Consider the following 18,669-nt stretch of genomic DNA (forward strand, 5'->3'; position numbering starts at 1 on the left):
AATATTCTTCTTTCGGGCTTTCGCATTATTTTTACTTTCGTAACTAATATTATAACATTTTTTTAAGGTTATTTCAAGCTGCAAGATATACAATATTTTTAGCGAATAATTGTGAGATTTACTGCGGGCTAAAACATTGAATTTTTCATAAAAATACAGTATAATTTAAATATGGGCATAAAATAATGCTGTGCAGAAGCATTATTTTGTGTGATTTGCAAAAAATGCAAATATCGAAGTACCTGTTTTTCTCGGCAATTCGTAACAACAATTTAGAAAAGGAGTTGTACTATTATGGCTTTTAAAGTAATGGGCGTAACAGCAGGAAGAAAGGACAGCAACAGTGAGATATTACTTAAAGAGGCGCTGCTTGTCTGTCAGGAGCAGGGCGCAGAGGTGTCCATGATAAACCTGAGAGATTTCAATCTCCTTGACTGCAATGGCTGTACATCTTGTACTATAGGTATGTCTATGGGCAAGAATACAGGCTGCTCACTTAAAAATGCAGACGATAAGGACAGGATAATGCAGGTTTTCCTGGATCAGGACGCAGTTATCTTCTCAGCTCCTACATATGAGCTCATGCCCTCGTCGCTGTTCCTCAAATTCATGCACAGAAACTTAGCATACGAGACAGCTTTTCTCACCAAGATAGGCGCTATCCAGCATCGTGACCGAGTAGGCGCTCTCATGGCGGTAGGCGGCTCAACACGTTCATGGCAGTCAATGGCTCTTGAATGTATGCAGATAACCACCGTTACAAGCAGCTTCAAGATAGTAGATATGTATATGGCAACAATGGTGCCTGCACCTGCACAGGTGCTTCTCCACGAGGAAAAGCTTGCCCGTGCAAGAGAGATAGGCGCAAATGTTATGAAGGCTCTGAATACACCTCCTGCTGAGCGCAAGTGGCTGGGCGAGCCCGATTACGGCTGGTGTCCTAACTGTCACAGCAACTGCCTCTGCTTAGGCGAGGAGCAGTGGGGCGGCTTGAAGTATCCTATCGAGTGTGCAGTCTGCGGAGCAGGCGGCGACCTTGAAAAGACTTCTGACGGCAAATGGAAGTTCGTCATCGCAGCCAACGGACTGGAGCGTGACCGTACCACTGAGGAGGGACGCGGAGTTCACTGCGACGAGATAGCCGATACACAGGGCGGCTTCTTCATGGATCCCGAGAAGCCGAAGATAGTAGCACAGAGACTTGAAAAGTACAAGAAGATAACCTTCAAGGGACTTGAATAATGATCCAAACAGCCGTAAGGAGCTTCCTTATGGCTGTTTTTTATGCGGATATAAAAATTTTTTTGATGTTAGTGTTGCTTTATTGACTGTTATATGGTACAATAAGAAAGCTGAGGCTCCAAACTGTTTTGTTCGTAGAAAAATAAAGCTTCTTTCGCACATTCGGCGGCATAAATATGAGCAGTTTTTTCTGAAAGTGAAATATAACTCCCGAAAAAACGATTATATATAATGAAACACGAACAAAGGGCTTCGGATATCACTCCTACGGGAGCAGAAAGAGGAACAATAATGATATATACATCAAATAAAGCGCAGGAGCTGTCTGCGTAATGGCTTACAAAGTAAAAAAAGGACGGCTTATTCTGGCAATAGGTATTTTTACGGCAGTATTTACGGTAATGCTTGCAGTTTTTCTTGCCATTGCCCTGAAGATAAAAAAGCCCGAAAACAGCAGCGAAGTTTCTGAAGCGACTACTGCGGCTTCAACTGCGGAAACTACCGTGACCTCTGTCACTACTACAGCAGTTACCACAACTGAGGTAACTGCTACTATAGCGCATATCGAGGATATAAACTGCAACAGTGCAGTACTGTACTCTATGGGCGGCAAAAAGCTTCTTTATGAGGACAAAATAAATGAAAAATATGCTCCTGCCAGCCTTACGAAGCTGCTTACGGCGGCTGTGGCGCTGAAATACGTAAATGCGGAGGCTGTATTCCACGTAGGCTCGGAGCAGGCTCTCGTTCACGCTAATTCAAGCCTTTGCGGACTTATGGCAGGTGATGAGCTGACTTTGCAGGACCTTGTTACGGGACTTCTTATGTCCTCGGGCAACGACGCGGCGTATACCATAGCAGTTTCTACAGCCCGTGCCCACAGCCGCAATCCCGATATGACCGACAGTGAAGCTGTTGAGTATTTCTGCGGCATGATGAATAATTTTGCTGACTTCATAGGCATGAAGAACAGCCACTTCACCACTCCCGACGGCTGGGACGACGCCGACCAGTATATCACGGCGGCTGACCTGATAGTCCTTACGGAATATGCTATGTCAGTACCCGAGATAAGCGAGGTCGTGGGAGTTCACAGCAGGGAAGTGGAGATAAGCTCAGGCAGGATACTTGGCTGGGAGAACTCCAACGAGCTGCTGAATCCTGACAGTCCATATTATACAGAGGGAGTATTCGGCGTAAAAACGGGAACTACCGATTTAGCAGGAAACAATCTCATAACTGTATACAAGAAAAACAGAAGAACATATATCGTGGTAGTATTGGGCTGCGATACCGACGATGAGCGCTATATGCTCACCAAGGAGCTTCTGTCATACTGCGAATAACAGCAAAAGGGCGTGATTTTCATCACGCCCTTAATCTGTATATTCTGTGTGGTTCTTGCCGTTGTTTTTGCCCTTATAAAGGCGTTTATCGGCTGTTGTGATAACGTTGTCTATCTTGTCCACGGGGATTCCCTTGCTTACGCCGAATGTCATTGTAACTCCGAATTCAACATCGTCTATCTCAAAAACGTGACTGCGGAGCATTTTATGTATCTGCTCGGTAAAGGCAACGCCCTTTTCTATGCTTGCATTCGGTATTACGAAGAGGAACTCCTCGCCGCCCCACCTTGCGGCATATCCGCCGTCGGGAATAAAGTTTATAAACTGATTCGATACATAAACAAGCACCTTATCGCCTACATCATGACCGTAGGTATCGTTTATCCTCTTAAAGTTGTCGATATCTCCGATACCGATGATATACTGGCTTCTCGGAGAGCAGTCTCTTCTGATAGAGCGGATATTCTCGTTCATAGCACGGCGGTTGAAAAGATGTGTAAGAGGATCCTTGGAAGCCTGCTCCTTAAAGGTCTCACGCTGGTCTACAAGCTGGAACTCCTTATACTCACGGATAAAGATATTTGAAACGCCTGCGATCAGCATCACGAAAACTCCGATGACTGCGTTTGTTATCTGTATCGCCTTTATTACGTCGTTATCCTCGAATACATACTTTACATCGGCGTTGTAGTCCATGGTTATCTTGTAGTAAAGGAAAAGCCCCAGAGACACCGCAGATATGATAAACGGTACATATATCTTCCGTGTATACGTCAGGAACGTAGCAGGGATTATCAATATGAAGAACATTGCAAAATCGGGCTGCCACCCCAGAAGGTGCGTTGCGAATGCGGCGTGTGCTATAATTTCGATATCTCCCAGATAAAGAAGAGCAGCGCTGCTCTTTCCGAGTCGGACAAGTATCAGGAGAACGAAGTAGAAAAACACGCTGAATATATTGAAAATCACGAGCTCTTTTACGTGAAGTACCTGAAACATCAGCAAATACGCCATATGTGTACATATACAGGCTAAGTTACTAAATGAATATATAAACTTTTCATTTGATTTGTCGAAGAGCTTTTTATGACTGGCAACGAATTCTCTGAGAAAATACGTGTCATTTTGGGAATTCATATCGATTGTCACACCCCCTCAAGTTGTATTACAATCTATTATACACCAAATACTGCTTTTTTTCAATATCTAAAATGTGAACAATATATACAAATATACTCAAAAAAACCTTTTAGTATTTACGTATTTAAACATTCAGGCGGATTTTCCGCGATATAGCGGTCAAGGATCTCTGCCGCCGTGCGGACGAATCTCACGCAGGGACGCACCTTGTAGTACTGCTCGGTGCGCTTTTCGGGCTCGGGAGTGCTTGTGACCGAGAGCCCTTTCAGCAGTTCTCCGCAGATTATAGTGCTGTGCTTTTCCTTGAAACGGGCAGCAAGCTCCTGTATGCGCTTGTAATGTTCGGTCTTTTCCTCATGGGAGTAGCTTTCACCGAGTCCGTAGAGAATGCCTGCCACCATGAACATAGCCGAGCAGGTGCCGCAGACCTCTCGCATTCTGCCCATTCCGCCGCCAAATGAGGAGGAAAGCCGCAGAGCGAGGTCATAGTCCATACCTGTTATATCTGAAAAGGCGCCAAAAACAGCCTGAGCGCAGTTTAATCCGCCTGCGAACAGCTCACAGGCTTTATCAGCGTGGTCCATATTTATTATCTCCTATATAAATCATTAATTAATGTAATAACTTGCCGAGCCCATGAACGGGATTCCAAAGGGACTGTGTTCCTTTGGTCAGGTCAAGGGCTGACAGCCCTTGTAGGGTGTGGGGCAAAGCCCCACAGTTACGAAGGCGCTTCGCAAGGGTGAATTTCAAAAACAGTCCAGTGGACTGTTTTTGAAAGAGGGACGCCTTGCAAGTGAAGGCGTCCCTAAATGGGACGTCGAGGACGCCGTCCCCTACATTTTTTCAACGGGCGGACAAAATACGTCCCTGCTTTGGAATCCCATTCAAAAAGCGCTTTGAGCGATGTACGATTATCGTTGCCATGAATAGTGAGCGAGTTTACGAGCGGCAACGTGGCAAGGGTGCAGCGTCACGCTGCAAATTATGATTTATATTATAACGTAAATCAGTTCAAAAATCAAGTGTAAACGGAATGTTATTTTTTTAACACGAAAAACCGAGGAAATTAGTGTATTTTGCATTAAAAGCTCAAAAGGGACAAAGTTTTTTATAAAAAAGACTTGATTTTATACCGAAAAAGTCGTATTATATATACAGGTATGTTCTGCACTCGCTATGATATTTTCGCACAATATCTGTGCAGAGCGCCCGTAAGGACAGATATTGCTGCGTTTTCGCGCAATAATGGGCTTCCTAAAAACCGAAAGGAGTATTTATAATGATTTATTCGCACGAAGTTGAAACAATGTGCCCAATCGCACAGGGCGTTGCTCACGGCGCTGCTCCCATTCCTGAGGAGGCAAAGTGGGTAAAGGCTAAGGAGATCAAGGATATTTCCGGATTTACACACGGTATCGGTTGGTGTGCTCCTCAGCAGGGTACCTGCAAGCTCACACTCAACGTTAAGGAAGGAGTTATCCAGGAGGCTCTCGTTGAGACTATCGGCTGCTCAGGTATGACTCATTCTGCTGCTATGGCTGCTGAAATTCTCCCTGGCAGAACAATTCTTGAAGCTCTTAATACAGACCTCGTTTGTGACGCTATAAACACAGCTATGAGAGAGCTCTTCCTCCAGATCGTTTACGGACGTTCACAGTCTGCTTTCTCAGAGGGCGGTCTCGTTATCGGTGCTGGTCTTGAGGACCTCGGTAAGGGACTCCGTTCACAGATCGGTACTACATACGGTACTCTCAAGAAGGGACCACGTTACCTCGAACTCACAGACGGCTATATCACAGGTCTCGCTCTTAACGAGGACGACGAGATCATCGGCTATAAGTTTGTCAACTTTGGTAAGATGATGGACTTCATCAAGGCAGGCGACGACGCAAATACTGCTTTTGAGAAGGCTCAGGGACAGTACGGCAGAGTTGCTGACGCTGTTAAGATCGTTGATCCAAGAAAAGACTAAGGAGGACTTGTAAAATGGCTTTATTTGAATCATATGAGAGACGCGAGAAGCAGATCCTCGCTGTTCTTAAAGAATACGGCATCAGCTCTATCGAGGAGTGTGCTGAGGTTTGCAAGGCAAAGGGACTCGACATCTACAAGCTCGTTGAGGGTATCCAGCCTATCTGTTTTGAAAACGCTAAGTGGGCTTACACTGTAGGCTGCGCTATCGCTATAAAGAAGGGCTGCAAGAGAGCTGCTGACGCTGCTGCAGCTATCGGTGAAGGTCTCCAGGCTTTCTGTATCCCTGGTTCAGTTGCTGACCAGCGTAAGGTTGGTCTCGGTCACGGTAACCTCGGCAAGATGCTTCTTGAAGAGGATACAGAGTGCTTCGCATTCCTCGCAGGCCACGAGTCATTCGCTGCTGCTGAGGGTGCTATCGGTATCGCTGAGAAGGCTAACAAGGTTCGTCAGAAGCCCCTCCGCGTTATCCTCAACGGTCTCGGCAAGGACGCTGCTCAGATCATCGCTCGTATCAACGGCTTCACATACATCGAGACAGAGATGGACTACGCTACAGGCGAAGTAAAGGAAGTATTCCGCAAGGCTTACTCAGACGGTCTCCGCGCTAAGGTTAACTGCTACGGCGCTAACGACGTAAGAGAAGGCGTTGCTATCATGTGGAAGGAGAACGTTGACGTTTCTATCACAGGTAACTCAACTAACCCAACACGTTTCCAGCACCCTGTTGCAGGTACTTACAAGAAGGAGCGAGTTGACGCTGGCAAGAAGTACTTCTCAGTTGCTTCAGGCGGCGGTACAGGACGTACACTCCACCCAGACAACATGGCAGCAGGTCCTGCTTCATACGGTATGACAGATACTCTCGGCCGTATGCACTCTGACGCTCAGTTCGCAGGTTCATCTTCTGTTCCTGCTCACGTTGAGATGATGGGACTCATCGGCATGGGCAACAACCCGATGGTTGGTGCAACAGTTGCTTGTGCAGTTGCTGTTGAAGAGGCTATGAAGTAATAGCTTAACGGCTATAATACGATAAAAAAGCGAAATCCTGACAAGTCTTATGGTTTGTCAGGATTTTACTATTATTTGAAACGTCAACGTGATTTGTCACCCATTTGTCACCCTAAGTTTATTGTGGGTGACGGCTCCACTTGCTGCTGCACAGGCTGCAATAAGCGAAAAGAAGTAATTCGGAAATATACTCAGATTGGCTATTTTACGTTGAATTTGGACGATGCTAAAGAATACCTTTACGCGAAGTCCACAAAGCGTAGGATACTATCATTATTTAAATCGCCAAGTTTATAATCTGCTGCATTTACTGTAACAGGAAAAACCGAACCCGATATTAAGCATATGCCTGACATTATACCTGCTATTATCTTCTTGAATTTCATAAACCCACACTCTTTATTTAGATATAATAAATAATAATATAGATTATATGTTAATTCTATACCACATATATTATATATGCAATACATAATTCCAAAAGTTACAATTGCTTAATAATAAAGGTATAAACGTACAAAAAGTGCGCACCCGTTTTAGATATATTTACAACAAAAAGAACCGCTTATTCAAGCGGTCCTTCTGTTTCAATCATCTTCTGATTCAATTAATTCTGCAAAACACGTGGGAGAGGGCACTTGAAAGCTCAAAGTACTGCTGATTGATCTCATAAGTATCAACGTACTCAGCTATTTCCTCTCTCAGATCGCGCGGCTGCTCGTCGTTGTCGATAAGAATGCTGTCCAGCGAATAGTTGAAGTCATGATCCATTGTAAAGATGAGAACGCCACAGTCGTTGCATTCTCTCTCCAGTACATGGTTCACAAACTCCTTGCTTACAGGGAGGTATAGACAATCATAATCGTCGTCGTACATATAGGTGTTTCTTCCTGTTACTACGTCGTCGTAAACCTCGCCCATCATTGCAAATAATCTCATAAATAAGACCCCCTAAATGAAAAATAAATTATGTACTTATAATACTCTCAAAAAGGCGATTTGTAAATACCTTTTTTTGAAATGTCACATTTTGTTAATCATATTCGGTATTGTGCTACAAATTCCGCTTAACCATTTGTATAATTACTCCATGTATTACGACGTGTTCAACAAAGATTTGTGGACAAAAGTCCGTACACAGGCGGTTTGCAGAGGGTTGATTCTTATTTCGATTATACTATTCGGATATTTCAGAGCTGTTCAGCCCGATTTTTCATTTCTGAAATGTACGGTCATCTTATGAAAAAAGCAGTCCATAGCCATAGTATTTATACAGAAGTTTTATGTTTATTATTGAGAGAACCCCTTTTGAAAAAGGGGACCTCTGACGGAGGACGTCCCCTCTGTCACTGCGTGACATCTCCCCGCACTGCGGGGAGTCACTCTCAAACTCTCTCCCTAAAACTTTCGTTTTGTTTTTTCTCAGATAGGGCGCTCCTGCATTTTACAGGTTTTTTTATTTATGGTGCGCCCTATCTGAGAAAAAACCAGATAAAAGTCTTTGGAAAGGGGTATGGGGGAGAACCTTTCCTCAGAAAGGTTTCCCCCATAAATAACTATAAGTTTCTATATAAGTATTTCGGTTATGGACTGCTTTTTGTGTTTTACTTAACTCTTTTCATAGTAGTTGAACCCTTTTCGTTTTTTATCGTAAGGGTATCCTCATCGACTGTGAACTCGATAGGTTTATTATCTCCTTCTGCGTCCTCGGGAACTACCACTTCAAAAGTATTGCCGTTTACCTTATATTGCAGGAACTTATTTATCCATATCTCGCTGTTCTCTCCGTCGATATTGACAGTCATGGTCGTATCGCCTATATCCTTTTTATTAGAAAGCAAAGCTAACCACAGCATACTCTTATGCAGCTCACCGCCTGTTACCTTATATGTACCGTTGTAGCCTTCTCCCTTTGTAATGCGCTTCATCTCGAATATAACTTTATCCTCAGAATTCAGAGTGATATAGTCGCCCTCAGACACAAGCGAACTATAGGGATATACAGTATCCTGATACTTTATGCCGTCAGTACGGAAAGAGAAGTTTTCTGACGAATAAAAGAACATGGAGATATACCCGTCATCTGTGAACGCTATTCCCTCGGTGTTGTTTTCATCGTCAACAGGGAGCCAGCTGCCCACGATAGTAGGTTCCTTTTTCGGCGGGGGCGGAGGATTCTTCAGATAATCCTCAAACTCCATAGTGCCGCTGGTGGACTTGTAAGCGTAGTAGGATAATACCTGCGAAGCGTCAACTGCATTGATCGCGCCGTTATTATCCACATCTGCGGCTTTTTTCTGCGCTTCAGTGAATTTAGGCGCCTGATTTGTGGATACTCTGGCATATTCCGAGAGTATCTCCGAAGCGTCCACTGCGTTTATGGCAGAATCGCTGTTTATGTCGCCGAGACTGCCTGCAAACGCCGTAAATCCCGACGTCATAAGCATTACATCAGCAACAGCCGCACTTAGAAAAGCCTTGATCTTCCTGTTTAACATAATTGATACACCTCTTCTTTATTAATTTTTTCTCTCTTTTACTGTGATAAAGAACTCTTTGCCGTCATGTCCTGTTGCAGACCATGATTCACCATAATTGCTTACACTCATATTGCAGTTGGTTTTTGGCAAAAGTTATATAAATTTTTGTATATGTCGCTATTTAATATTTATATTATACTACTCATTCAGCATAATGTCAATATTCCGCTGACAGAAGCACTTGCCATATATTGCGAATATTTTTATGAAAAAAGCCATTTTTCGGCGTTGACAAGTCAGCAAAATCGTGATATAATCGGAGATAATGAAACATTATATGCTGGACGGAGGCAGTGATGAAGAAGGATCAGGGCTATAATACCAGACAGAAAGAAAATCTGCTGACATATCTGATGAAAAATAAGGAAAAGCACACCAATGTGCAGGAGATAAGCGCCTTTTTATCAGCTGAGGGAACTCCTGTGGGAGTTGCCACTATATACAGACAGCTTGACCGTCTCGTTGAGCAGGGGCTCGTGCGCAAGTACGCCTTTGATGGCAAGACCAGCGCCTGCTATCAGTATATCGAGGACGAGGAAAAGTGCCGCAGCCATTTCCACCTCAAGTGTCTCAGCTGCGGCAAGCTCATTCATCTCGACTGTGAGCACCTTGCAGAGCTTACACAGCATATCGAAAAGGAACACGGCTTTTCCATTGATTATTTGCAGACCGTCTTTTACGGACGCTGCTCGGATTGTAAGGACGAAGGCTGAGGCTCGCTCTGTGAGGCGGAGGAGTCCTTGGGAATGTATATTTTTACGTCCTCGTCTGTTTTATGGGGCATGATATCACCTCCGAGAATATAATGCCCGAAAGAAAGGATATTTATTCAGACGCGAACTGCGGTGCGTCAAAGGGAAATCAAGATGACCGATATCATTATTATAGGCGGCGGAGCAGCCGGCTGTTTTGCAGCGGTACAGGCGGCTCGCTTCGGCAAAAGGGTAGCGCTTTTTGAGAAAAATGAAAAGCTGGGCAGGAAGCTGCGCATAACAGGTAAGGGACGCTGCAACGTGACCAACAACAGCACTGTTGAGGAACACATGAAAAATATTCCTGTAAATCCTCGTTTTATGTACAGCTCCTTCTCAGTTTTCGACGCCGAGAGCACTATGAGCTTCTTTGAAGAGCTGGGAGTGCCCTTGAAGACAGAGCGCGGCAGCAGGGTTTTCCCTGTAAGCGACTGCGCCAACGATATTGCCGACGCTATGGCGAAAGAGATGAAAAAGCTGGGCGTTCAGGTGATAAACAAACGCGTTACCAAAATCCTTACGGAAAACGGCGCTGTCTGCGGAGTCAAGGCAGGCGGCGAGGAGTTTTCTGCACCCTCTGTACTTATTGCCTGCGGCGGAAAATCCTATCCTGCCACAGGCTCAACAGGCGACGGCTATACCCTCGCAGAAGCACTGGGACATACTGTAACAGAGCTGAAGCCGAGCCTTGTACCTCTCACATCTCCCGACAAATTCTGTGCAGAAATGATGGGGCTTTCCCTCAGAAACGTTACATTGAAGCTCATGGACGGAGAAAAATGCATATACAGCGAGCTGGGCGAGATGCTTTTCACTCACTTCGGAGTTTCCGGACCGCTGGTGCTAAGCGCAAGCTCCCATATCCGCGATATGCAGCCCAACAGATACAAGCTTCTCATAGATTTGAAGCCTGCCCTCTCACCCGAGCAGCTTGACGCACGTATACAGCGAGATTTCGCGGAAAACCTCAACCGCGATTTCCAGAACGGCATACGTAAGCTGCTGCCTGCAAAGCTGATACCTGTAGCAGTGAAGCTGTCGGGGATAGCTCCCGAGCAGAAAATAAACGGCATAACCAAGGAGCAGCGCCGAAAATTCGGGGAGCTGATAAAGGCTTTCCCCGTAAGGATATCGGGATTCCGTCCTATTGACGAGGCTATCATAACCAGCGGCGGTATCTCCACAAAGGAGATAAATCCCAAAACTATGGAATCGAAGCTGGTCAGCGGACTGTATTTCGCAGGCGAGGTCATCGACGTTGACGCCTATACAGGCGGATTCAACCTGCAAATAGCCTTTTCCACGGCGTATACGGCGGCATTGAATATGTAAAAAGCAGGCTTTGCTTTATAATTTTTAAGGGCGTGATATTTATCACGCCCTTTATGTTTGCTATGCAATCACGGCTGCACCTGCATTGAATGTACTCCCCGAGCTGAAAAAATCATTTTTTTGATGATACAGGGAAATACAAGGAGAGGGCAGGCGAAAGGGCTTCCATTTTTGGAAGCCCTAAAACTTTAGAAAGAGAGGATTTCATGTTTTATGATAAAGGAGCAAATGGGAGCTTATTCCTTTATCTCGGCAGGAAGCTTGTCTATAAGCTTCAGCAGATACTTCTGTATTGCCAGTGCGTCGTTGTTTGTAACGCCGTCGCCAACGTTGCAGCAGTCTGCATTCTTGAGTCCCTTTTCGGTGATATGGTGCTCGTCTGTACCGTTCAGACCGAATTTATTCGGATTAGCCAGCTCCTGCATTATCATTACTGCGTCTGAAAGGTCTACTGCACCGTCAGCGTTTGCGTCGCCGTATAAAACGTCTCCGCTGCCGACTGTAGTAGTTGTCGCAGAAGTAGTTGTGGTCGTGCTGCTACTGGCTGTAGTTGTTGCAGAAGTAGTGGTTGTAGTTGAAGTATCAGGCTTTACAGTAGGAGTTTCGCCCTGTGCGTACTCATAAACTACCTGAATGCTTGAATACTTGACCTCTATCTTGTCCTCTGCGGAAGCCTCGCTCTTTTCGGAAGCGTCCCACCATTTCTGGAGCTCGAACTTGCCGTCTGCGATAGTAGCTTCAAGGTCTTCCGATACCTTGTCAGCGCCCTCGCCTGTGGTCTTTGTGAGCATACCGTCGAACTTGACTGTAGCGGATACCTTGTTGCCAAGAGGCATTGAGTAATCCTTGTAAGTCCAGAAGTTCTCGCCGTCCTTGGAAACAGCGTTCATGCATACTGCACAGCCTGCTGTAGCCCAGCTTGAACCTGCGCTTGAAGTAACAGCGCCGTTGATGACTATTTTTGAGAGGTGCTTTGCGTCCTCGACAGGAACTACTACGAAGCCCTTGTCGTTGGTCAGCTTCTCGATATCTGTGTATTCCTTTGTAACGAGGTCGGTCTTTGTTTCCTCATAGGTCTTGAGGTCGCTGAAAGCGTCAGCCTTGTCGGAAACGACTACCATAGCTGCCGAGAAAGCAGGGAGGTCAACGCTTACGCTGTTGTCCTTGACGTCCTTGATAACGTCGATGAGTTTTATTTTCTCGTCGTCGCCGTAGATAGCGTAAACAGCTGCGGACTTGTAGTCTTTTTCGGCGTTCTTGAGGTCGATAGTTGCGTTTTCCTTTTCTGTCATGTTCTTGTTTGTGACCATAACAGTTACTGTAGAGTCGTCCTTAGCGTTTACAGCAGCGTAAGTGCTGGACTTGGAAACGTCCTCGGACTTTGCAGGGATAAGGGTATCGCCGAAGCAGCCGCCCTTTCCGTCGTAGTTTGTATAGAGGTTGATACCCGAAACGATGAACGGCTCGCCGCCCCAGAGAGTAGCGAAGTAAACGCCCTGATCCGCATAGCAGCCGAGAGCTTCTACCTGTGCGATAGTACCTGATGTATCGTCGCCGCCGCCGAAGTTATACTCGGAGATACCCAGCTTTGTGCCTGGGTAGTACTTGTCGATAGACGCCTGGATCGTAGGAAGTATCGGTACGTTCTCCATGCACCACTGACCTATCCAGCTGTTTTCAACGAAGCCCTTTTCGTAAAGTGTACGAACTGACTGAACTCTGTCCTCAGCGCCCTTTCTTGCGGACTCTGAGTAGTAGTGGATATCGAGAACATCGAGGAGTCTTGTGCCGCACTCCTCCGAAGCCTTGTGCATATCGTCGAGGTAGCTGTCAAGATACCAGTGGTAGTTGTTTTCAGCCTTTACCTTTTCCCATTCGTCGTGCTGGTCGTCGTCATCGAGGTGGTCGAAAGCTGTGTATCCGTACAGTGCAGGACCGAATACTTCAGCGTTTGGATCGAGTTTCTTGACGTTCTTAGCCATTTCAATGGACTTTGTCTTGAGCTCCTCGATAGTAACAGGCTCGGGGTGCATTCTGCTGTGTGTGTCGTTCCAGAGAACAGGCTCGTTATCGAGGCTGTAGCCCTGTATACCTGTCTTTGACTTTGAGTCGCCCAGCTTCTTGATGATGTAGTTTACGTACTCGTCCATGTAAACTACGCCGTCTGTCAGGTCGGGAGTCTCTGCGAAATCGGAGCCCTTTGTAAGAACTACCTTGTTCCAGCGGTCTGAGGGAGCCTTTTCTTCTTCTGTTACAGTACCCTTCTTATCAGCAGAAACATAGCCTGCAAGCTGGAGGGTGGTCAGCTTGTAGCCAACATTGTTCTTGGCTGCGTCCTTTGAGAGCTGCTGAACGCAGTCTGCGGGATCGTCGGATTCCGAGAGGTTGGTATCCGAGCTGTGCTTCCAGTCCGAACCTGCGTTGGAAGCGTTTGTCTCCCAGTTGTAGGCTGTCATACGGTTACCGCCCTGACGAACGGAATTAGTCTTGACGTCCTTGAGAGGAGTTGTATACTGGTTAACGCCGTATATGAGAGGGGATATTTCCTTTTTTTCGCCCTTGAGGTCAACGGTTATCTTCATGTCATAGCCGTCAGCCGCATTAACGGCTGCCTGAGGGATACCGTTCATGGGCGCTGTGAGTGCGCAGCCTGTTACAACGCAGGCTGCAAGAAACGCTGCTGTTTTTTTCATATGTTTTCCTCCGTTTTTTTTATAATCTCCGCCGCAGTGCAGGACAGCGGATAATTAGCCTGTTATAATTCGCCCTCGCCCCACCACGGCACCTGAGGGACTACCTCGTCCTGTTCGCCGTTCTCGCGTCTGAAAGCTCCCTGAGACCATTCCTCCACATTGGGATCCATGTATTTCAGGTAGTTGGTAATGGTCTTTGCGAGCACCAGTATCAGCGTAAGGGGTATCTGGTGGGTATAACCGTAGAGTATTACGGGCAGGTCGTTGATGTCGGCGGATACTCGCCAAACCAGTCCGAAGCGGTCGAGCCTGTCTATGATGTGCTGTACCTTTTCAGTGGGGATACCGAGCTTTTCTGATATCATAGCCACCGAGAACATCTTGTTCCTGACGCTTGCGCCTAAGTAGCTGATTATGCTGATAGCGTCATCGTCGGCAAGGGTATTGAAAAGGCGTATCATGTTGGTAGTATCGCCGAAGTAGGAATTAACGCCGTTTTCGGGTATCTCTAAAAAGCAGAAGTAACGCAGGTCCTCGCTGATACGCGACAGTGCTAACTCGCGATCGGTTTTGAGACCTGCGTAGGTCTCATGCTCGTAGCTTTCCCGAAGCCGTCCTACTGTATCGGTATTGGGATTGCAGGCACAAAGGGCAGAGTACATGATGCGCATGAACTTCTCGGAGCGCTTATCAGGTGGAGTTGCACGAAGCTCGTCATCAACGAGCTGTTCGATGTCCCGTCGGCTGTCTGTTATCTTTACGCCGAACAGTGAATCAAGAGAGGTATTGAGCTCCTTGGCAAGCTGTGGAAGGAGCTCGCCGTCAGGGTAGCTGGAATTTTCCCATTTTGAGACAGCTTGAGGGGAAACATTCATACGCGAAGCAAGCTGCTCCTGAGTAAGTCCCAGTTCTTTGCGGCGTTTTACGAGATTTATCCTGAAAATGCTTTTCTTGTCCATGGCACACCTCCCACTCTCTGTGCTTTCTACAATCTATTGTATCACCACTTGCGGTTGAGTGCAAGCGAATAAAAATAGACAAATAACAACCAATAGTTGAATTTGTAAGAAGAATCATTCAAAACGGAGTGCAAAACAGTTATATATCTTTCCAAATTCAAATATCAGTTCATTTTTGCATGGGATTATAGTTTTTGTTGAATAAAAAACCCCGAAAACGGGGAGCAATGAACGTAATACTGTACATAAAGGCTTGTGTTATTATTGAGATGACTTGTTTGAAAAAAGTTCATTCTCATACTCTCTCTAAAGCTCTTGTTTTCATTTTTTTCGTGACAGAGCCCTAATGAAAAAAGCCCCTCTGTAAAAATTACAGAGGGCTCTGTCGCGGAAAAAAACAGATAAAAGTCTTTGGAAAAGGGTTCGGGTGACTCCCCGCAGTGCGGGGAGATGTCCGAAGGACAGAGGGGCGCGCCTCCGTCAGAGGAGAACCTTTCTTCAGAAAGGTTTTTCCCGATAAAAACACAGACCTGTATACAAATATCACGGTCATGCTGTCCGTTTGCGGGGAATCAGTCCTCCGAGCACATTCTTTCGAGTATCTCAGCGGCGTCGGTAACGCAGCCTCTGCAAGAGCGCAGGGGAGCGCCTGTGAGAGCTCCTTTGAGCTCGCGGCACATCAGCGAACGGTTCATGTCAGTGAATTCCTTTTCAAATGCGGCACATTTGCTGTCTGCACTGTCGGGAAAGCGCTTGGAGAGCACATATTCCGCAGCAAGAACAGCTCCGCATTTGCCCATTCTGCCGCCTGCAAAGGGCGCAGCGACGGTTTTTGCCTCCTGCTCGCCAAGACCTGCTTCATCAGCGAATGCGCTGAGCACAGCGGCGGAGCAGCTGTAAAAATTCTTGTGGTTTTCCACTGCCTTGTTTGCTTTTTCTGCCATATTAGACCTCCTCAAGCAGCAGGGGGCTGCCTTTTTTCAGCTGATTTTCCGTGAGAAAGCTGTCGGCGAGCCTTACGTGCTTCTCGAAGCCGTTTTCAGCGCGGATAAGCACAGTACACATGAGCTCCTCGCCCTCGGGGATACCCTCGCAGCCGTAATCCTCCTCGAATATCTCGATTATTTCGTATTTCATCGCAGTTCCTCCAATTTCGGGAATTGATGATTACATTATATATTAATGCGGAGGATTTGTCAAATACGGTCATAACTCGATAAAGGCTGAGAATTTCTTGTCCTTGCAGTCGATTTTCAGCGTGAAGCCGTTCTGTGCTGCGGCAGCCGAGGCTATAGCCAGTCCCAGACCGCTGCTGGTCTTGTCGCTGCGAGCCTTGTCGCCCTTGACAAAGGGCATGAGCAGGTCTTTTGTGCTGATATTTTCGGAAACGTCATTGACTACGGCAAGGCGTTTCTTATCGGCAGTAATCTTGATACTTCCGCCGTCACGGGTGTACTTCACGGCATTGGAAATAAGGTTCTCCACAGCCGTCGTAAGCGTATCCTCGTTGGCATTGACTTCGCATTTGCCCTCGATTTTCAGGTCTATATTCCTCTCCTCAAGAGCAGTGCGGTATTTCTCTGCGGACTTCTCCGCAAGAGCCTTTATATCGACTTTCGTTTTGTTCAGTTTCTTTATCTGTTCGGTCTCGCTGAGCTTCAGCGTTTTTGTGATGATATTGTCGGTGTAGGAGACATTCTGCATTATGGAATCGAGATATTTCAGCTCCTTTTCGTCGCCGCTGTTTTTTCGCATTTCCATGAGGTTCTCGGCATAGCCGCCGATGACCGCAAGAGGAGTTTTCAGATCGTGGGCGAGGTTATTGGTGAGAGCTCTCTGGTAGTCCTCAAAGGCATACTGAGTCTTATTCTTTTCGTTTCTGATAATGCTGAGCACCAGAGCTATAGTTGTGGAAATAAGGAAAACTAAAATGGTGATGAGCAGGTATTTTCTAACAGCGTGTCTGTTCAGATAGTTGATACGGGTAACGCTGATACAGCCGCTTGCTCCGTATTTGTTTTCGCTTACATCGTGCTTGCAGTAGAAATCCGCGGTGTTATCGCCGTTTCCCTGCATACCTTTCTGCATTTTTTCTTCTGTGGTCATGTATTTGTATTTCTGATACATCTCGTCGAAAGCTACAGGATCAGAGCCCCATATTGAGAAGAATCCTGTGCTTGGGTAATCGTCGGGAGAGTTTCTGTCAACTAATTCTACAAGCTCAAAGCCCTCCTCATCGGCGTTAATGACTATATTTCTGCTTTCAACGGGTTTAGGCTCATCTTCGGTAAAGGTATTGGGCATGAAAACACTGTATTTGAACTTGTTTATATCAAACTCATGTGGGATCATTTCGTTGGTCTCTTTTTTGAGATAGAGGCTTTTCAAATGGAAATTATAGCTGAGGTTATTATTCTTGGTATCGTCGAAGTACTCCGTAAACAGGTCGTTCAGCTCAGGGATATTATATTTCTCTGGATCGAATTTGCAGTATATCCTATCGGTTATTTCACTGCCGTAGTGGAGTACCACCCACATTTTTGCTCTGTTTGACATGATGATATTTCCGTCGCTGTCAAATACCCATCTTACGCTGGCGCTTTTTGGATCGTCATAGGTAGTGCCCATGATGTACAGTCCTGCGCCTGTGTTGAAGAATATACCGTCTGTGGAGATGACTCTTGATGCACTTACGCACATTGGAAACTCGATAGGTCTGTTCCATTGCTTTTCAGCAGTATCGCCCTTTTCTATCCAGTTGACTAAGTTTTGAAAATCACTATCGTTCTGATTTTGGGTCTGGGATTGGATATAGCTTTTGCCGAGGGGGAAAATATTGAACCCCACGAATGCTGTGATAAGAATTGGCAGTATCATCGCTTTTGCGAATATTTTTAAAAAGGTGGTGCGTTTTGGTTTGCGCCTTAATTGCTCATTTTTCATTTTGCTCACTCCTTTGTCAGCTTGTACCCTCGTCCCACAATAGTCTTTATCTGCGCACCTGCGGCGCCGAGGGCTTTTCTCAGTTTCTTTATATGGTTATCCACCACGCGGTCACTGCCGAAGTAGTCGTAGCCCCACACTTTGTCAAGGAGGGTGTCTCTTGTGACTACCCAGCTCTCATGCTCCAGAAGATACCGCAGGATAGCGAACTCCTTCGGGGGGAGCTCGATCTCCGCGCCGTCTGCAAAGCATCGGAGCGTTCTTGTGTCAAGGCTTATCTTACCGCAGGTGAGGGTTTGTTTTATGTCGGAGCTCACAGCGCGGCGCACTAAGGCTTCGCACTTGCTGTAAAGCACCGAGAGCAGAAAGGGTTTTACGATATAGTCGTCGCAGCCAAGGTCATATCCGCTGAGGATATCCTCCTCGCGGCTTCTTGCTGTGATGAATATAACGGGGATATCACTTCTCATGCGAAGCTGTCTGCACAGGGTAAAGCCGTCGGCCTCGGGGAGCATGATATCGAGAAGCACAAGGGCATAGTCCTCAAGTCCGCTTCTTATAATATCAAAGGCTTCGCCGCCGCTGTTTACCACAGTCACCGATGTACCCTTGTTTTCAAAGTAGTTTCTGATGACCTCGCAGATATCAAGGTCGTCCTCAACGAGAAGAATCTTATCCATAGCACGTGCTCCTTTGCTTTCTGAGCATATTATAGCTCCGCGATGTATCCTTTG

17 protein-coding genes are annotated in these 18,669 nt (G+C 46.2%); 6 read left to right on the forward strand and 11 right to left on the reverse strand.

The genetic code is table 11. From position 1 onward, the window contains the following. Positions 1-294 precede the first annotated feature (294 nt). Together T497_RS0105125 and T497_RS0105130 are read left to right on the forward strand one after the other, a co-directional pair. A complete protein-coding gene (locus T497_RS0105125; RefSeq protein ID WP_028514697.1) occupies positions 295-1,242 on the forward strand; it encodes a flavodoxin family protein in 948 nt (315 codons plus the stop codon). 332 nt (positions 1,243-1,574) lie between these two features. After that, complete coding sequence (locus T497_RS0105130; protein WP_028514698.1) at positions 1,575-2,588, forward strand: D-alanyl-D-alanine carboxypeptidase family protein; 1,014 nt, start codon at positions 1,575-1,577, stop codon at positions 2,586-2,588. Positions 2,589-2,618: 30 nt separating this feature from the next. Here the strand turns inward: T497_RS0105130 and T497_RS15885 are convergent, their stop codons facing one another. Together T497_RS15885 and T497_RS0105140 are read right to left on the reverse strand one after the other, a co-directional pair. Beyond that, positions 2,619-3,587, reverse strand: coding sequence for a GGDEF domain-containing protein (locus tag T497_RS15885; protein ID WP_051530535.1), 969 nt, complete (start codon positions 3,585-3,587; stop codon positions 2,619-2,621). Between the two features lie 257 nt (positions 3,588-3,844). Beyond that, positions 3,845-4,312 (reverse strand): C-GCAxxG-C-C family protein, encoded by a 468-nt coding sequence (locus tag T497_RS0105140; RefSeq protein ID WP_037324466.1) that lies wholly within the window; start codon positions 4,310-4,312, stop codon positions 3,845-3,847. 698 nt (positions 4,313-5,010) lie between these two features. Here T497_RS0105140 and T497_RS0105145 point away from each other — a divergent pair. Continuing rightward, positions 5,011-5,703 carry an iron-sulfur cluster assembly scaffold protein gene (locus T497_RS0105145; RefSeq protein WP_028514700.1) on the forward strand — a complete coding sequence of 231 codons (693 nt, stop codon included), beginning with the start codon at positions 5,011-5,013 and terminating at the stop codon, positions 5,701-5,703. 14 nt (positions 5,704-5,717) lie between these two features. Next, the gene (locus T497_RS0105150) at positions 5,718-6,716 is read left to right on the forward strand and encodes a GGGtGRT protein (protein ID WP_028514701.1); all 999 of its coding nucleotides are present in this window, start codon (positions 5,718-5,720) and stop codon (positions 6,714-6,716) included. Positions 6,717-6,955: 239 nt separating this feature from the next. Here the strand turns inward: T497_RS0105150 and T497_RS18225 are convergent, their stop codons facing one another. The 3 genes from T497_RS18225 to T497_RS0105165 all read right to left on the reverse strand — a co-directional run bounded on the left by T497_RS18225 (position 6,956) and on the right by T497_RS0105165 (position 9,214). Further along, positions 6,956-7,102 carry a hypothetical protein gene (locus T497_RS18225; protein WP_155266846.1) on the reverse strand — a complete coding sequence of 49 codons (147 nt, stop codon included), beginning with the start codon at positions 7,100-7,102 and terminating at the stop codon, positions 6,956-6,958. Positions 7,103-7,319: 217 nt separating this feature from the next. Continuing rightward, a complete protein-coding gene (locus tag T497_RS0105160; RefSeq protein ID WP_028514702.1) occupies positions 7,320-7,655 on the reverse strand; it encodes a hypothetical protein in 336 nt (111 codons plus the stop codon). A 665-nt stretch (positions 7,656-8,320) separates the two neighbouring features. After that, a complete protein-coding gene (locus T497_RS0105165; RefSeq protein WP_028514703.1) occupies positions 8,321-9,214 on the reverse strand; it encodes a dockerin type I domain-containing protein in 894 nt (297 codons plus the stop codon). Positions 9,215-9,552: 338 nt separating this feature from the next. Between T497_RS0105165 and T497_RS0105170 the strand changes: the two genes are divergently transcribed. Both T497_RS0105170 and T497_RS0105175 read left to right on the forward strand, forming a co-directional pair. Further along, positions 9,553-9,969: a Fur family transcriptional regulator gene (locus T497_RS0105170; protein ID WP_028514704.1), complete on the forward strand. Its 417-nt coding sequence runs from the start codon at positions 9,553-9,555 to the stop codon at positions 9,967-9,969. Positions 9,970-10,122: 153 nt separating this feature from the next. Next, positions 10,123-11,340 carry an NAD(P)/FAD-dependent oxidoreductase gene (locus T497_RS0105175; protein ID WP_037324467.1) on the forward strand — a complete coding sequence of 406 codons (1,218 nt, stop codon included), beginning with the start codon at positions 10,123-10,125 and terminating at the stop codon, positions 11,338-11,340. 236 nt (positions 11,341-11,576) lie between these two features. Here the strand turns inward: T497_RS0105175 and T497_RS0105180 are convergent, their stop codons facing one another. From T497_RS0105180 to T497_RS0105205, 6 genes are all read right to left on the reverse strand, one after another. Beyond that, on the reverse strand, positions 11,577-14,033 hold the full coding sequence (locus tag T497_RS0105180) for a glycoside hydrolase family 44 protein (protein ID WP_037324468.1): 2,457 nt from the start codon (positions 14,031-14,033) through the stop codon (positions 11,577-11,579). A gap of 62 nt (positions 14,034-14,095) precedes the next feature. Then, positions 14,096-14,992, reverse strand: a complete 897-nt coding sequence (locus T497_RS0105185; protein WP_028514707.1) for a helix-turn-helix domain-containing protein — start codon at positions 14,990-14,992, stop codon at positions 14,096-14,098. 572 nt (positions 14,993-15,564) lie between these two features. Further along, positions 15,565-15,936, reverse strand: coding sequence for a C-GCAxxG-C-C family protein (locus tag T497_RS0105190; protein WP_028514708.1), 372 nt, complete (start codon positions 15,934-15,936; stop codon positions 15,565-15,567). A 1-nt stretch (position 15,937) separates the two neighbouring features. Beyond that, positions 15,938-16,129 carry a hypothetical protein gene (locus tag T497_RS0105195; protein WP_037324470.1) on the reverse strand — a complete coding sequence of 64 codons (192 nt, stop codon included), beginning with the start codon at positions 16,127-16,129 and terminating at the stop codon, positions 15,938-15,940. 69 nt (positions 16,130-16,198) lie between these two features. After that, positions 16,199-17,935 (reverse strand): sensor histidine kinase, encoded by a 1,737-nt coding sequence (locus T497_RS0105200; RefSeq protein WP_028514710.1) that lies wholly within the window; start codon positions 17,933-17,935, stop codon positions 16,199-16,201. A 5-nt stretch (positions 17,936-17,940) separates the two neighbouring features. Beyond that, the gene (locus T497_RS0105205) at positions 17,941-18,615 is read right to left on the reverse strand and encodes a response regulator transcription factor (protein WP_028514711.1); all 675 of its coding nucleotides are present in this window, start codon (positions 18,613-18,615) and stop codon (positions 17,941-17,943) included. Positions 18,616-18,669 lie beyond the last annotated feature (54 nt).

The sequence above is a fragment of the Ruminococcus flavefaciens MA2007 genome, from assembly GCF_000621845.1.
Lineage (GTDB): Bacteria > Bacillota > Clostridia > Oscillospirales > Ruminococcaceae > Ruminococcus > Ruminococcus flavefaciens_E.

Excerpts from the sequence above, each read along its gene's own strand:
- T497_RS0105205 (WP_028514711.1), bottom strand. The coding sequence starts at position 18,615 with ATGGATAAGATTCTTCTCGTTGAGGACGACCTTGATATCTGCGAGGTC.
- T497_RS0105200 (WP_028514710.1), bottom strand. The coding sequence starts at position 17,935 with ATGAAAAATGAGCAATTAAGGCGCAAACCAAAACGCACCACCTTTTTA.
- T497_RS18225 (WP_155266846.1), bottom strand. The coding sequence starts at position 7,102 with ATGAAATTCAAGAAGATAATAGCAGGTATAATGTCAGGCATATGCTTA.
- T497_RS0105195 (WP_037324470.1), bottom strand. The coding sequence starts at position 16,129 with ATGAAATACGAAATAATCGAGATATTCGAGGAGGATTACGGCTGCGAG.
- T497_RS0105145 (WP_028514700.1), top strand. The coding sequence starts at position 5,011 with ATGATTTATTCGCACGAAGTTGAAACAATGTGCCCAATCGCACAGGGC.
- T497_RS0105130 (WP_028514698.1), top strand. The coding sequence starts at position 1,575 with ATGGCTTACAAAGTAAAAAAAGGACGGCTTATTCTGGCAATAGGTATT.
- T497_RS0105185 (WP_028514707.1), bottom strand. The coding sequence starts at position 14,992 with ATGGACAAGAAAAGCATTTTCAGGATAAATCTCGTAAAACGCCGCAAA.
- T497_RS15885 (WP_051530535.1), bottom strand. The coding sequence starts at position 3,587 with ATGTTTCAGGTACTTCACGTAAAAGAGCTCGTGATTTTCAATATATTC.
- T497_RS0105160 (WP_028514702.1), bottom strand. The coding sequence starts at position 7,655 with ATGAGATTATTTGCAATGATGGGCGAGGTTTACGACGACGTAGTAACA.
- T497_RS0105150 (WP_028514701.1), top strand. The coding sequence starts at position 5,718 with ATGGCTTTATTTGAATCATATGAGAGACGCGAGAAGCAGATCCTCGCT.
- T497_RS0105170 (WP_028514704.1), top strand. The coding sequence starts at position 9,553 with ATGAAGAAGGATCAGGGCTATAATACCAGACAGAAAGAAAATCTGCTG.
- T497_RS0105125 (WP_028514697.1), top strand. The coding sequence starts at position 295 with ATGGCTTTTAAAGTAATGGGCGTAACAGCAGGAAGAAAGGACAGCAAC.
- T497_RS0105180 (WP_037324468.1), bottom strand. The coding sequence starts at position 14,033 with ATGAAAAAAACAGCAGCGTTTCTTGCAGCCTGCGTTGTAACAGGCTGC.
- T497_RS0105190 (WP_028514708.1), bottom strand. The coding sequence starts at position 15,936 with ATGGCAGAAAAAGCAAACAAGGCAGTGGAAAACCACAAGAATTTTTAC.
- T497_RS0105175 (WP_037324467.1), top strand. The coding sequence starts at position 10,123 with ATGACCGATATCATTATTATAGGCGGCGGAGCAGCCGGCTGTTTTGCA.
- T497_RS0105140 (WP_037324466.1), bottom strand. The coding sequence starts at position 4,312 with ATGGACCACGCTGATAAAGCCTGTGAGCTGTTCGCAGGCGGATTAAAC.
- T497_RS0105165 (WP_028514703.1), bottom strand. The coding sequence starts at position 9,214 with ATGTTAAACAGGAAGATCAAGGCTTTTCTAAGTGCGGCTGTTGCTGAT.